The organism is Paractinoplanes tereljensis, from assembly GCF_016862435.1.
Classification (GTDB): Bacteria; Actinomycetota; Actinomycetes; order Mycobacteriales; family Micromonosporaceae; genus Actinoplanes; species Actinoplanes tereljensis.
Map to the genome: position 1 here is coordinate 121,799 of NZ_BOMY01000002.1, position 12,565 is coordinate 134,363.

At 70.9% G+C, this 12,565-nt stretch carries 15 protein-coding genes; 9 read left to right on the forward strand and 6 right to left on the reverse strand.

What is annotated here, in order from left to right:
* The first annotated feature begins 10 nt into the window (after positions 1–10).
* A complete protein-coding gene (locus tag Ate02nite_RS01875) occupies positions 11–856 on the forward strand; it encodes an NAD-dependent epimerase/dehydratase family protein (RefSeq protein WP_203798905.1) in 846 nt (281 codons plus the stop codon).
* Here the strand turns inward: Ate02nite_RS01875 and Ate02nite_RS01880 are convergent.
* Positions 843–1,430, reverse strand: coding sequence for a hypothetical protein (locus Ate02nite_RS01880; RefSeq protein WP_203797935.1), 588 nt, complete (start codon positions 1,428–1,430; stop codon positions 843–845). The two genes, Ate02nite_RS01875 and Ate02nite_RS01880, sit on opposite strands and share 14 nt — an antisense overlap.
* 66 nt (positions 1,431–1,496) lie before the next feature.
* The gene (locus Ate02nite_RS01885) at positions 1,497–2,102 is read right to left on the reverse strand and encodes an EcsC family protein (protein WP_438871152.1); all 606 of its coding nucleotides are present in this window, start codon (positions 2,100–2,102) and stop codon (positions 1,497–1,499) included.
* Between the two features lie 276 nt (positions 2,103–2,378).
* Between Ate02nite_RS01885 and Ate02nite_RS01890 the strand changes: the two genes are divergently transcribed.
* Together Ate02nite_RS01890 and Ate02nite_RS01895 are read left to right on the forward strand one after the other, a co-directional pair.
* Positions 2,379–3,284, forward strand: a complete 906-nt coding sequence (locus Ate02nite_RS01890; protein WP_203797945.1) for a proteasome assembly chaperone family protein — start codon at positions 2,379–2,381, stop codon at positions 3,282–3,284.
* Between the two features lie 118 nt (positions 3,285–3,402).
* Complete coding sequence (locus Ate02nite_RS01895) at positions 3,403–3,792, forward strand: hypothetical protein (RefSeq protein ID WP_203797946.1); 390 nt, start codon at positions 3,403–3,405, stop codon at positions 3,790–3,792.
* A gap of 45 nt (positions 3,793–3,837) precedes the next feature.
* On the opposite strand, the gene Ate02nite_RS01900 is transcribed toward Ate02nite_RS01895, so the two are convergent.
* The 3 genes from Ate02nite_RS01900 to Ate02nite_RS01910 are packed head-to-tail and all read right to left on the reverse strand — an operon-like array spanning position 3,838 to position 6,115.
* Positions 3,838–4,584 (reverse strand): alpha/beta hydrolase, encoded by a 747-nt coding sequence (locus Ate02nite_RS01900; RefSeq protein ID WP_203797948.1) that lies wholly within the window; start codon positions 4,582–4,584, stop codon positions 3,838–3,840.
* Positions 4,585–4,601: 17 nt separating this feature from the next.
* Positions 4,602–5,543, reverse strand: a complete 942-nt coding sequence (locus Ate02nite_RS01905) for a MerR family transcriptional regulator (RefSeq protein WP_203797950.1) — start codon at positions 5,541–5,543, stop codon at positions 4,602–4,604.
* A 23-nt stretch (positions 5,544–5,566) separates the two neighbouring features.
* Positions 5,567–6,115: a uridine kinase family protein gene (locus Ate02nite_RS01910; protein ID WP_203797951.1), complete on the reverse strand. Its 549-nt coding sequence runs from the start codon at positions 6,113–6,115 to the stop codon at positions 5,567–5,569.
* Between the two features lie 81 nt (positions 6,116–6,196).
* Between Ate02nite_RS01910 and Ate02nite_RS01915 the strand changes: the two genes are divergently transcribed.
* Positions 6,197–6,868, forward strand: coding sequence for a hypothetical protein (locus Ate02nite_RS01915; RefSeq protein ID WP_203798907.1), 672 nt, complete (start codon positions 6,197–6,199; stop codon positions 6,866–6,868).
* Between the two features lie 49 nt (positions 6,869–6,917).
* Here the strand turns inward: Ate02nite_RS01915 and Ate02nite_RS01920 are convergent, their stop codons facing one another.
* Positions 6,918–7,400 (reverse strand): DUF4188 domain-containing protein, encoded by a 483-nt coding sequence (locus tag Ate02nite_RS01920; RefSeq protein ID WP_203797953.1) that lies wholly within the window; start codon positions 7,398–7,400, stop codon positions 6,918–6,920.
* Positions 7,401–7,458: 58 nt separating this feature from the next.
* Here Ate02nite_RS01920 and Ate02nite_RS01925 point away from each other — a divergent pair, with 58 nt between their 5' ends.
* The 5 genes from Ate02nite_RS01925 (at position 7,459) to Ate02nite_RS01945 (ending at position 12,493) form a co-directional block, all read left to right on the forward strand.
* Positions 7,459–8,148 carry a MerR family transcriptional regulator gene (locus Ate02nite_RS01925; protein ID WP_203797955.1) on the forward strand — a complete coding sequence of 230 codons (690 nt, stop codon included), beginning with the start codon at positions 7,459–7,461 and terminating at the stop codon, positions 8,146–8,148.
* A gap of 81 nt (positions 8,149–8,229) precedes the next feature.
* Complete coding sequence (locus Ate02nite_RS01930; RefSeq protein ID WP_203797956.1) at positions 8,230–9,183, forward strand: TolB family protein; 954 nt, start codon at positions 8,230–8,232, stop codon at positions 9,181–9,183.
* A gap of 69 nt (positions 9,184–9,252) precedes the next feature.
* Positions 9,253–9,642, forward strand: a complete 390-nt coding sequence (locus Ate02nite_RS01935) for a hypothetical protein (RefSeq protein WP_203797958.1) — start codon at positions 9,253–9,255, stop codon at positions 9,640–9,642.
* Between the two features lie 17 nt (positions 9,643–9,659).
* Positions 9,660–10,334, forward strand: coding sequence for a tRNA (guanosine(46)-N7)-methyltransferase TrmB (trmB, locus tag Ate02nite_RS01940; protein WP_203797960.1), 675 nt, complete (start codon positions 9,660–9,662; stop codon positions 10,332–10,334).
* A gap of 104 nt (positions 10,335–10,438) precedes the next feature.
* Complete coding sequence (locus Ate02nite_RS01945) at positions 10,439–12,493, forward strand: ATP-binding protein (protein ID WP_239147060.1); 2,055 nt, start codon at positions 10,439–10,441, stop codon at positions 12,491–12,493.
* Positions 12,494–12,565 lie beyond the last annotated feature (72 nt).

The following is a 12,565-nucleotide window of genomic DNA, read 5'->3' on the forward strand; positions in this document are numbered from 1 at the left end:
CGGGCATGCGATGAGGATCGCCGTCACTGGGGGCAGTGGGTTCTGTGGCGGTTTCGTGGCTCGACTGGCGGCTGCTTCGGGGAGCGACGTGGTCTGCCTTGGGCGGCGGCCGGGGCCGGTCGGACAGCATCGGGTCTGGGATGCCGCCTCGGGTGATATTCCGGATTTATCCCATGTGGACGCGGTGCTTCACCTCGCGGCGGCCGTTGGGGATCCGCGCGGCGGGAAGCGTACCGAAGCGGCCTTTCACGCGGTCAACGTCGAGGGGGCCCGGCGGCTGCTCGCGGCTGCGGCCGGGCGGCCGGTGGTCTGGGTCAGCAGCGCCAGCGTCTACCGGCCGGGGCCCTACCTGGCGCCGGTCCGGGAGGATCATCCGGCCGAGGGGCAGCGGACTGCTTATGGGCGTACGAAATCGGCTGGTGAAAAGCTTGCGCTGGCGGCCGGAGCGGTCGTGCTGCGGCCCCGCGCCGTCTACGGCGCGGGTGATCCGCATCTGATGCCGCGGCTGCGGCGGGTCGTGCGCGGCGGCCGCGCCTGGCTGCCGGGGCCGGACGTGCCGCTCAGCCTGACCGCCGTGGAAAATCTCGCCTCCGCCTGTCTCGCGGCTGTTCGGTGGCCTGCCGGTGCCTACAACATCGCCGATGACCGGGTCTACCGGCGGGACGCCGCGATCGCGGCCGTGCTGGGCGTGCCGGTGCGGCACGTGCCGATCGCCGTCGCCCGGGCGGCCTCGCTGGTGGCCGGGCCGGCGCTGACTCGTTACAGCATTGACCAGGTCACCGACGGGATGGTGCTGGACATCGGCAAAGCGCTCGGGCTCGGCTGGCGGCCCGCGCGGACGCTCATGCCGTCGTGATCACCTTCGACCGGGCCACCGTCCGGGCCGTGGTGCCGTCCTTGCCGCCGGTCCTGGTCCAGACGGCGTCGACCGAGAAGACGTAGTCGGCGGCGGAGTCCAGGCCGGTGATCGTCACGGTCTGGAAGGTGCAGGGGGTGCCGGGCGTGACCACGGTCCAGCCGACGTCCCGCTGCGAACCGACCACCAGGTCCTGCGCGATCGCGGTGACCCGGAATTCCTGCAGGTCGGCGCCGCCGGGGTTGAAGAACGTGACGACCGCGGTGGTCTTGCCGGGGACGACACCGGCGGCCTCGATCGGGCTGGTCTGGCCGATCGGGGTGCAGGTCGGGCTCGGGGTGACCGTCGCGGTCGCGGTGATCGACGGCAGTGGCAGGAAGCCGGACGGGAACGCGCTTGTCGTCGCGGTCACGACGCTGACGGTCGGGGACGGCGTGGCGCTGCCCTTGGTGGTGATCACCCACGGCTTACCGCTCGCGGACGGGATCGCGGTCGCGGTGGTGCTCGCCGAGCTGCAGCCGCTCAGGAACAGCAGCGCGGCGCTTCCACCCAGCATCAGCCAACGACGGCGCATCGGCCTGCCTCCCCCCGCCTAGAACTGACCCTCTCTGGGTCAGATCGTCGGGAACGAGGAGTTTGCTTAGGCCGACCGGTAGAGCTGACGGGAGCGTTTGGCCAGGTCTTTGGTCGCGGCCGAGTTGACCCAGGTGCCGAGGATCACCGCGGCGCCGGGGACGATCTTGGCGAACACCCGGCGGCCGGCGCGGACCCCGGCCATGTGGGCGAGCCGGACGCTCAGTTTCAGCATCACCCGGGTGATCGGGCGGTTGGCGATGTCGGTGAACATGCGGGTGGCGCGCTCGCGGCCGGCCGCCACCCCCAGCGCGAGCCGGGCAGTCTCGGCTACCTTGTGCACCCGCTGCAGGACCAGGAGGTCGGTGGCGCGCTCGGGGGCGGCGGGATCCAGACCGTACGCAGCGGCGATGTGCAGTGTCATCCGCGACTGGGTCCAGGCCAGGACACCGACGTCGAGCACCGCGCCGGGCAGGCCGGTGGCGCCGGAGACGGCCCCGGAGATGCGGGCCAGGGTGGTGAACCGCTTGACGGTCAGGTCGGCCAGCGCGTCGGGGGTGATGCCGGGGTTGTCGAGCCGGGCGCGCTCGGCCCACTGGGCAGCCTCGGGGCCGAGGCGGCGCACGGCCTCCAGGGCGAGGTGCTCCGGCGCATAGTGGGGGTCGGACTTCATGCGCGACCACAGGGTGCCGGGTGGGGCTTCGGTCTCGGGGATGGGCTCTTTCACGGCGACTTCGCTCACCAGATCACGCTCCGAGGGGATCTCTTGGGGGAAAAGATCTCGATCCATTGTGCCGTGCACATGCACGTGCACGCGAGGGGTGAAGATCGGTTGTGCCCAGGCTGAGATCTATCGCACCTTTGGGAAGATCATGCGGTCACCGGAATGAACTATGGCCGGTAGTTGTTTGCCACAGTTACTCGCTTTTCAGCACAGGAGGTCGTCGACGTGCTCGACCCACACGAGCTCTACGAGTTGGCCGACGACCTGCCGGCCCTGGACAAGCCCGTGCTTGTTCAGGCGCTCACCGGGTTCGTCGACGCGGGCAGCGCCATTCAGCTGTTCCGCGAAAATCTGCTGGACACCCTCGACACCCAGGTCGTCGCGACGTTCGACCTCGACCAGCTGCTCGACTACCGCTCCCGCCGCCCTCCGATGATCTTCGTTGAGGACCACTGGGAGTCGTACGAGCAGCCCAGCCTCGTCCTGCACCTGGTGCGCGACCAGCTCGGTGCCGAGTTCCTGCTGCTCGCCGGCCCGGAACCCGACCTGCAGTGGGAGCGGTTCATCGCGGCGGTGTCCGGCCTGATCGACCGGTTCGGCGTCGAGCTCACGGTCGGCCTCAACGCAATCCCGATGGCGGTGCCGCACACCCGCCCGGTCAGCGTCACCGCGCACGCCACCGACCAGCGCCTGCTCGGCGACCACGAGTCGTGGTTGCAGCGGGTGCAGGTGCCGGCCAGCGTCGGCAACCTGCTGGAGTTCCGCCTCGGCCAGGCCGGCAAGGACGCCATGGGGTACGCGGCGCACGTCCCGCACTACCTGGCCCAGACCAACTATCCGGCCGCCGCCGAGCTGCTGGCCGACTCGGTCTCGTCGAGCACCGGCCTGGCCCTGCCCACCAGCCAGCTGCGCAAAGCCGCCGAACTGGTCCGCGCCGACATCGACAAGCAGATCGCCGACGACGAGCAGGCCGGCCGCCTGGTCAGCTCGCTCGAGGCGCAGTACGACGCGTTCCTGCGCGGCCGGGAGAACAACCTGCTGGCCGACAACGGCACTCCGCTGCCGACCGCCGAGGAGCTGGGCGCCGAGTTGGAACGCTTCCTGGCCGAGCAGACCCGCGACGGCGAGTAAAGACCGAAACCCGTAGGCCGAACGGCCAGCCCTCGGCGAACTGGACTTTTTGTCCGTCGCGCACTCCCGGGACGTCGCTAGCGTCCGCCGAGTTCCACCTCGATACGGGAGATGATCAATGAGGGCTCTGCACATGTTCGGTCTTGCTGCCGGCGCGGTGGTCGTGCTCGGCGGATGTTCCAAGGCTGAACCGGCCAAAACCGCGGCCGCAGCGCCGGTCGCGCCGGCGTCCGCGTCGGCCGACGCACCGCCGGCCTGCAAGGACGTGTTCCAGCCGGGCAAGCTGGTCGACAAGGAGAAGGCGAAGGCGGGCTGTGCCAGCCCGTCCGGCACCGCGCTGATGCTGGCCTCGCTGGACTGCAAGGACGGCACCCAGCTGTGGCAGGTCGGGGCCGCATCGGGCGCACCGGCCGGGTACGTCCGCGACGGGCAGCCGTACCAGGTGGTCAAGGCGGACGCGACCACCGATGCGAACTACATGAAGGCGTACAAGGCCTGCACCGGCTGACCCGGCGACGCGGCCCCGCCACCAGGTGGTTGCGGGGCCGCCGGCCTAGACCGGCTTCGGGAGCATCCAGTCGAGCACGTTGCGGATCTGGTCGTCCCAGTACTGCCAGACGTGCTCACCCGGCCCGAACCCGGCATCCACCGGCACGCCCGCGGCCTGCGCCGCGGCCACGAACCGTTCGTTCTGCTTGAGCAACACGTCTTCGGTGCCGCAGCGCAGGAACAGCCGCGGCAGCTCGGCCGGCGCGACGCTCTTGACCAGATGCAGGAGATCCTCATCTCCGCCGCGAACCTGCCGGTCCGCGAAAACCCGCGGCACCAGGCCGCGGATGTGCGGCCGAAGATCAAACTCTTGGATGTACGCGAGATCGAGCGCGCCGGAAAGACTGGCCGCCGCCGCGAACCGGTGTGGCTGCCGCAGCGCCCACTTGAACGCGCCGTAGCCTCCCATCGACAGCCCCGCGACGAACGTGTCCTCGCGCCGGGCCGACACCTTGAAGAACCGGTCGACCGTGGCCGGCAGCTCCTCGGACAGGAAGTCCCAGAAGCGCATCCCGACCGCCTCGTTGGCGTAGAAGCTGCGATGCACCTGCGGCATCACGACGGCCAGGCCCCGGTCGGTCGCATATCGCTCGATGGCCGTGAACCGCGTCCACGCGGAGTGGTCGTCGCTGAGCCCGTGCAGCAGATAGAGAACCGGCGGTGGCGTGGGCCCCTCCTCCGGCAGCACCACGGTCATCGAGGTGCCCAGCTCGAGCGTCTCAGCGGCGAAGTCACAGCGAATCACGGCCATGACCACAGTCTTACTCCTCACCCCGCCGGGAGTCGGGCTCGCTGGGCCGCCAGGAACCACTCCAGTGCGGGAGCCAGGCTCTCGGGTGCGGCCCAGCCGTTGATCGCCGAGAGCAGCTCGAGGTAGCGCTGCCGGCCCGGATCGTTCGCGTTCTCCAGGTAGGTCAGCAGCTCCCGCCGCGCCTCGACGTGATCGGGGCGGCCGGCGAGCCACGTGTATTCGGCGGCGACCGCCTCGACCACCGGATCGGCGGCCGGCGAGGCCGGGTCGACGCCGGCCGCCAGCGCCGGGCGGACCAGATCGCGGACGAGCGCAGCCGGGTCGCGGCGCACCGGCACGTCGGCGCCCCGGCCACGCTGGGTCGCGAACTGCTCGGCCATCCGGCGCATGCTCGCCCGGAAGGCTGGGCTCTGCGACAGCTCGGCCAGCTCGACCCACGCCGTGACCTGCTCGGCCTCGGGGTTCTCGGGGAGTTCGGGGGTCATCGAGCGCACGATCCCGGCGAAGGCCCGGTCGTCGCCGAGGCCGCCGAAGACGGTGTCGAGGAAGTCGCCGATCAGACGCCGGCGTTCGCCCTCGGTCAGCTTGGCCAACTGATGCATCAGGTCCATCTCCTCCGGTGTCGAGCCTCGTTGCGCGACCACGGTCAGCACCGCGCGCCGCAGGCTCAGGGTTCGGATCTGCACCGCCAGCGCCTCGGCGTGCGCGGCGGCGGCCTCGGTCAGCGAGGACTCCCGGTCGACGACCTTCCGGATGGTGGCCAGGTCGAGCCCCAGATCGCGCAGCGTGCGCACGAGGTCGAGGCGGGCGGCCGCCTCGAGGCCGTAGCGGCGGTGACCGCTCGGGCTGCGGTGGGTGGCCAGCACGATGCCGCTGTCGGAGTAGAACCTGATGGTCTTGACCGTCAGGCCGGTGCGCCGAGCAAGGTCGCCGATCGAGTAGACCGGGTCGTCGTCCATGCCGGTAACTCTGGTACCTCCCCCTACGGGAGGGTCAAGTCGGCGCGGGCGCGGGTGTCGTCGGCGGCGAAGAAGCGCTCCTCCTCGGCCATCCAGGTGCGCCACAGCCGCTCGGCACCGGCGAAGGCCCGATCACGGGCGAGACCCCGGGCCAGCCGCACCGGCGCGGGGGCGTCGACCCAGATCGCGTATGTCAGGCGGCCGACCGTCTCCCGGCGGGTGCAGGTGACACCCTCCAGGACGATCGTGGGTGACCAGGGCTGGATCTTCCACTCGCCGAGGGCGTCGCCGTACCAGTCCGTCCAGTCCCGGGCCTGGTAGGTCGCGGCCTCGCCACGCAGCAGGGGCGCGAGCACCTGGGCGTCGAAGCGCGGCCACCAGCCGGCGAAGTCGCCCCACGAGACGAAGTCGTCGATCTCGATGATCGGCGCTCGCAGGGCGGCGGCCAGGGCGCCGGCGAGCGTGCTCTTGCCGGCACCGCTCGGTCCGTCGACGCCGACGATGCGGATGCCGTCGACCGGCTCGCGGGCGGCGATCACGGCCGCGATCCGGGCTGCCTCGAGATTGGACACGAGCCGAGCCTACCGAGGTTGGGAATGTCGTACCCGTCGATTAGAATGTGTGTACTAAAAGGGGCCGTGAGCTGCGAGGAGATCAACGTGACCGCGCCTGTTTTGTCCGCACCTGTTCCCACCATCCCGCCGTATGCGACCATGCTCGGCTTCACCCGCTACGTGACCCGCACGGGGCCCGCCAAGGCCACGTTCGTCGGCGGCCTGCGTAAGGCTCGGGAGCGCCGGTCGGGCTTCAACCCGCACGGTCAGTTGGTCAAGGCACTGAAGGCCGACATCGCGTTCCGCACCGGCGGCAGCTACCTCAACGGCGTCACCGATCTGGTGAAGGACCGGTGGAAGCCGCTCTACGAGTCGGTCAGCGCCGGCGCCCTGACCTACCTCGCGTCGCTCGGCGATCCGGAGCAGGTCGGGCTCGCGCAGACGCGCGACGCACTCGCCTCGGTCGGGCCGCTCGCCGTGAAGATCAACCCGCACTTCGGGCTGCGCTACGAGGCCGACGGGGGCCGCCGCGAAGCGGTTCGGCTGCACTTCGACGAGGCACCACCGACGACCGAGGCGATCACGGCGACGCTGTACCTGATGGCCCGGCACATGGATCAGATCCTGCCCAACGCCGAGCCGGTCCTGGTCGACCTGCGCCGCGGCGTCACCCACCGCATCGACCCGGCCGCCAAGCCGGCCGACATCGAGAGCTGGCTGGCCGGCGAGGCCGCCGCCTTCACCGCCATGTGGGCGACAACCGCGGCCTGACCGACCCAGTCGTGGCCGCCGCCGCCCGGGCGGCGGCGGCCACCCCCACTCAGCCCGCGTTGGCCGCACGGCGGCCGGCGGCACCCCTGGTCGCCCTGGTCAAAGGCGCGGTGGTGCCGGCCCGGCCGAGGCCGAAGGCGGGCATGTTGCCGTACAGCGTTTCGTAAGCGCCGTTGTGGACCACGTAGGTCTCGTGCCAGATGCCCACGTCGCCGCTGTCGCCGATCGCCTTGTTCCAGCGCTTCCAGGCCGGGTGGTGCGGCAGCCGGGCGTCCTTGGCGAAGGCCTCGAGTTGCTCGACGCTCCGCCAGTACTGCACGAGCAGCGGGCCGGACGGGCCTATCCACGAGGTGAAGTGCAGCAGGCCCAACTCCTTGCGGCGGATCAGCTCGCGCAGCATCGGGCCCATCGCGGCCATCACCGGCACCCACTTGTGCAGCTTCCACCACTTGTTGATGCGCATACCGATCAGGAAGACCACGAAGTCTCCCTCGACCTCGGCGGTCACGTAACCGGGAACAACCTTCGCCATCGTCGCCTCCACACTATAGATAGCGTCGCTATCCGCTTCAGATAGTTACACTATCCACTTGAAGGAGGATGATCGCAAGGTGCGTGTGGGCGAACTGAGTAAGCGGAGCGGGGTGCCGATCCCGACGATCAAGTACTACCTGCGGGAAGGGCTGCTGCCGGCCGGGGCCGCCACGGCCGCCAACCAGGCCGATTACGGCGACGAGCACCTGCGGCGGCTGCTCCTGATCCGGGCGCTCATCGACGTCGGTGGCGTCTCGGTGGCCTCGGCGCGAGAGGTCGTCACGGCTCTCGGCACCTACGCCGACGACCCCCTCGAGCTGCTCGGTGCCGCCCAGAGCGCCGTCACTCCCCGGCACCGGCCCGACCGGGAGACCCCGGAGTGGCAGGCCGCCAAGCAGCGGGTGCTCGATCTGATCGCCGCGCGCGGCTGGCTGGTCTACCCGCTGTCCCCCTCGATCGACCTGGTCGCCGACGCCCTCACCGCCGCCGCGTCACTCGGGGCGACCGAGCTCTTCGACAACCTCGGGCAATACGCGGATTCCGCCGCCTCACTGGCCGCGGCCGAGGTGCGTACGGTCCTGGAAAGGCCGGACCCGGCCGCCCGGATGGAGCTCGTGGTTCTCGGCACGGTGCTGGGTGAAGCCCTGTTCAGCGCCCTGCGCCAGCTCGCCCACCAGCACGAGAGCGCCCGCCAGATAGGCATCCCGGAAGCCCCGCCGCAGAAGAATCCGGGAATCGCTCAGTAGCGAAAAGGTTGCGGACGATCTGCGAGGTGTAACTGGCAGGGCGGGGCGAAGCGCGTCGGGGGGCGTTGCGTTATGCAGGGCATGAAGAAGATCAGCACGGTTCTGGCCATGACCGGTGTGGCCCTGGCGGGTTTCGCATCGCCGGCCGAGGCCGCCGGCGCGAGCCAGGTGACCTACGTCCGGAACGGCGACATCTACGTCAGCAGGAGCACCGGCACCGCGGAGACGCGGCTGACCACCGGTGGCGGCCGCTCCCGCCCGCAGTGGGCGCCCGGCGGCAAGCAGATCGCGTACCTCAAGGGTGGGCAGCTGTGGACCATGAAGTCCGACGGCAGCGCCGCCCGCCGGCTCACCACCCGGGCCGCCGCCGGGCCGTCCTGGTCGCCGGACGGCAAGTGGATCGCCTTCGCCTCGCTCTCCTGCACCGGCGGCCCCGGCGTCTATCGGATCGCCGCGACCGGCGGAAATGCCGAGGTGCTGTTCCCGCGCGACTGCCGCGAGCAGGACCTGCCGGACGAGCCGGCCCTGCCCAGCGGCCGGGCGCCGGCGTCGCTGACCGAGCGGCTGCGCACCGACGACGCGGTGGCCTGGTCGCCGGACGGCACCAGGATCGCGTTCCGGGGCGGGGACTGCGACTCGACCTACGACGCCTGCCTGAGCGTCGGCACGGTGGCCACCGGCGGCGAGCAGACGGTGGCCGCGTACGGCGGGGGCAGCCTGCAGAACCGGGGCTTCGCGGTGGTGCCGGGCTGGCGGGCGGACGGCCGCAAGCTGGCCTGGACCGCGTACCAGGAGGGTGAGACGGCCGCCCAGAACGAGCCGGTGCACCTGGTGGAGTACGACCCGGCCACCCGGGTCAAGCGCACGGTCGGCGGGGTCGGCGACCGCGAACTCGCCTACCTGGACGCCACCCACGGCCTGGCCACCGGCCAGTACCGGGGGCACTCGTGGGTGATGACGGTCGGCCTGGCCGACGGCTCCCGGACCCCGCTGCGCGAAGGCTCGCAGCCGAGCGTGCTTGCCGCTAAGCGGTAGGGCGGCGGGTGCCGAAGAGAGGTACAGACCGGTGGCAACCACGTTGCCATGCAGTGAGGGAGCAACGACATGACCGTCTCCGGCCTGGGTACCGCTCGCACCCACCACACGCCCATCTCGGCGCCGCCCCGGCGACCGCAGGTGGCGAAGAACGAGCGCAACGACTTCGAGGCGCTGACCACGTCCGACCGGGAACTGATCTTCCAGTCCACCGGGCAGCGGGTCACGCCGGGCTTCGACCCGGCCAAGGACAAGCCGACAAGCTTCGCGACGGCGCTCGCCACCGAGCGGGCGATCGGTCATCTGGCCCCGGGTCAGCCGGTCACCGCGGTCTACCTCAAGGATCTGCACCACCGCTACCAGCGGGCGAGCGCGCCGAGCCCGATCGGCCCGTACCTGGACAAGGCCCTCGCCTACCTGGCCCAGAGCGGCCCGCGCCGGATCGACGTCTCGGCGTAACTACGCTTGGCGGTGCTATGACAGACACCGCTGACCACCGCCCGATCCGTACGTTCCATCCGCGCCGTGGGCGGATGAGTTCGCGGCACCATGACGCGCACGCCGAGTTGTGGCCGCGTTTCGGGCTGACCGTCGCGGACGGCGACCGCACTCCCCTCGACCTGGCCCGGCTGTTCGGGACCACCGACCCGGTGGTGCTGGAGATCGGTTTCGGGATGGGTGACACCACGGCCGCGATGGCGGCGGCCGACCCCGGACGTGGTTACCTGGGCGTCGAGGTGCACACCCCGGGCATCGGCAACCTGCTCGCGCTGGTCGGCGAGAAAGACCTGACCAACGTGCGGGTGGCGCACGGCGACGCGATGGAACTCGTGCACCGTCTCACTCCAGGCGCGCTCGACGCCGTACACGTCTTCTTCCCTGATCCTTGGCCGAAGGCCCGGCATCACAAACGCCGGCTGATCCGGCCGGACAACGTCGCCCTGCTCCGCGAGCGGTTGCGGCCGGGCGGTCTGCTGCACTGCGCGACCGACTGGCCGCACTACGCCGAGGCGATGGCCGAGGTCCTGGCGGCCGACCCGGGCCTGACGCCGGCCGGCGCCGATCGGGCGGGCCGGCCGGAGACGAAGTTCGAGCGCCGGGGCCACCAGGCCGGACGGCCGATCGCGGATCTGCGATTCCAGCGGCGGTAGCGATTTGCCGCCTTTAGGCTGAAAGCCGGAGGTCGCCGATGGTGGTTGAGGACGCCGGACGGGCGTGGAGCGGCCGTCGAACGGCGGTCGGATGGCGTCCCGGTGTGCTCGCGGATGGCCTGCTTAACCCGTCAGCCGAGCTGCATCGCGGGGTGCTGACCAGCGATGCCGCCGACCAGTTGGCCGCGCTGGTGGCCCGGGCCGCGAACGCGCCGGTCGGTCTCATCCACTTCGCCCAGGGCGGACGCCTGCGTCTGCACGGCGGCTGGGGTCTCTCCGGCGCGTGGAACGAGGTCGCCGACACCCCGATCGACGAGTCGCTCGCCGGGCTCGTGCTGGACAGCGACGATCCGATCCTGATCAACGACCTGGCCGCCGACGAGCGGGTGGTCCGGCTGGGTGCCGCGCATCGCGGCGCCTACATCGGTCATTCGGTACGGGATCCGCACGGTGCCGTGCTCGGGGTCTGCTGTGCGTGTGACACCGAGCCACGCCAGTGGACGGCCGGCGAGATCGCCGCGGTCGCCGAGGCCGCCCAGGTGTGCACTCTGCTGATCACCGAGCAGCTGGCCCGGCACGAGATCGACCAGCAGCGCCGCTTCCTCGACGCGGTGCTGGACAGCCTGCACGACGGCGTCACCGCCTGCGACGCCGACGGCGAGGTGGTGTTCGTCAACGAGCGGATGCGGCAGATGTGGGAGGACGCCGGACTGCCCGGCGGTGACCTGCCCCTGGACGGCTTCACCGACGCCGACGGCCGGGCGCTGAGCCAGAACGACCTGGGCCTGTTCCGGGCGCTGCGCGGTGATCACCTGCGGGACGACGAGGTCATCCTGCACGGCCCGGACCGCCGCACCCGGCACTACCTGATCGACGCACACCCGATCACCGGGCCGGACGGGCACACGGTCGGCGCGGTGCAGGCCGTGCAGGACGTCACCCGCCGCCGCCGGGTCGAACGCTTCCGCACCTGCGAACTGGCCGTGACGATGGCGCTGGCCGATGCCCCGAGCATCGAGGAGGCCGGCCCGCGGGTGCTGGAGGCGGTGGTCGACACGCTCGGCTGGGCGCATGCCGAGCTGTGGCTGGTCGACGAGGCGGCCGCGGTGGTGCGGTCGGCCGCGCAGTGGAGCGCCCCGGGCTGGGACGCCGAGATCGACGTGCCGGTCGACCTGCCGTACGGGACCGGGCTGGCCGGCCGGGTCTGGCAGGTGGGCAAGCCGCTGTGGATCCGGGACGTGGGACAGCCGCAGAGCCTGATCGCCGAGGAGACCGCCCACACGTCGCGACTGCACGCCGCTCTCGCCGTACCGGTGCGGGAAGGTTTTGAGACTTTGGGGGTTTTGACGGTCTTCGCGGACACCGTCGAGGACCCGGAGGACGAGCTGCTGGCGCTGATGTCCGGAATCGCCGCGCACATCGGTCAATTCGTCGAGCGCCGGCTCGTCGACGACCTGCAGCGGCAGCTCAACCGGTCGAAGAACGAATATCTCGCGTTGATCGGGCACGAGCTGCGCACGCCGCTCACCTCGATCAGCGCGTACACCGAGCTGCTGCGCGAGGCCGACGAGAAGACCCTGGTCGCCGAGGGGCCGCGGCTGCTCGAGGTGATCGACCGCAACACCAACCAGCTGCGGCACATCATCACCGAGCTGATGGAGCTGTCCGCGCTGGACGCCGGCCACGCCGACGTGCAGCTGGCGCCGATGGACCTGGCCGAGGTGGTCCGCGACTCGGTGTCCAAGGCGCGCACCGCCATCGACGGCGCGCCGCTGGTCATCGACGACGAGTTACCCGAGCAGCTGGTGCTGCCCGGCGACCGGAAACGTCTGCGTCAGGTCGTCGACAACCTGCTCGGCAACGCGGTCAAGTACAGCCCGGACGGCGGCCGGATCGGGGTGACCCTGCGGTCCAACGGCCGCGCCGCCGAGCTGGCGATCTCCGACACCGGCCTGGGCGTCACCGCCGACGAGCGGGAGAAGCTGTTCACCGGGCTCTACCGCACCAGCCGGGCCCGGGACAAGGCGATCCCCGGCACCGGGCTGGGCATGACGTTGTCGCGGGCGGTCGTCTCCCGCCACCACGGCAGCATCGAACTGGTCGACCACGAGGGCGCCGGCACCACCGTCCTGGTCCGCCTACCCATGGACGCCCGCTGATATTTCTGTTGTTTTAGCGCCTTCCGAAACATCTACGGGAGCGAGCAACGTTTCGCACCCAATCGGCCACTG

What these genes read in the sequence shown, in the direction of transcription:
- Ate02nite_RS01930 (WP_203797956.1), top strand. Translation starts at nt 8,230, where the DNA reads ATGAAGAAGATCAGCACGGTTCTGGCCATGACCGGTGTGGCCCTGGCG.
- Ate02nite_RS01885 (WP_438871152.1), bottom strand. Translation starts at nt 2,102, where the DNA reads ATGAAGTCCGACCCCCACTATGCGCCGGAGCACCTCGCCCTGGAGGCC.
- Ate02nite_RS01895 (WP_203797946.1), top strand. Translation starts at nt 3,403, where the DNA reads ATGAGGGCTCTGCACATGTTCGGTCTTGCTGCCGGCGCGGTGGTCGTG.
- Ate02nite_RS01935 (WP_203797958.1), top strand. Translation starts at nt 9,253, where the DNA reads ATGACCGTCTCCGGCCTGGGTACCGCTCGCACCCACCACACGCCCATC.
- Ate02nite_RS01900 (WP_203797948.1), bottom strand. Translation starts at nt 4,584, where the DNA reads ATGGCCGTGATTCGCTGTGACTTCGCCGCTGAGACGCTCGAGCTGGGC.
- Ate02nite_RS01920 (WP_203797953.1), bottom strand. Translation starts at nt 7,400, where the DNA reads ATGGCGAAGGTTGTTCCCGGTTACGTGACCGCCGAGGTCGAGGGAGAC.
- trmB (WP_203797960.1), top strand. Translation starts at nt 9,660, where the DNA reads ATGACAGACACCGCTGACCACCGCCCGATCCGTACGTTCCATCCGCGC.
- Ate02nite_RS01875 (WP_203798905.1), top strand. Translation starts at nt 11, where the DNA reads ATGAGGATCGCCGTCACTGGGGGCAGTGGGTTCTGTGGCGGTTTCGTG.
- Ate02nite_RS01905 (WP_203797950.1), bottom strand. Translation starts at nt 5,543, where the DNA reads ATGGACGACGACCCGGTCTACTCGATCGGCGACCTTGCTCGGCGCACC.
- Ate02nite_RS01880 (WP_203797935.1), bottom strand. Translation starts at nt 1,430, where the DNA reads ATGCGCCGTCGTTGGCTGATGCTGGGTGGAAGCGCCGCGCTGCTGTTC.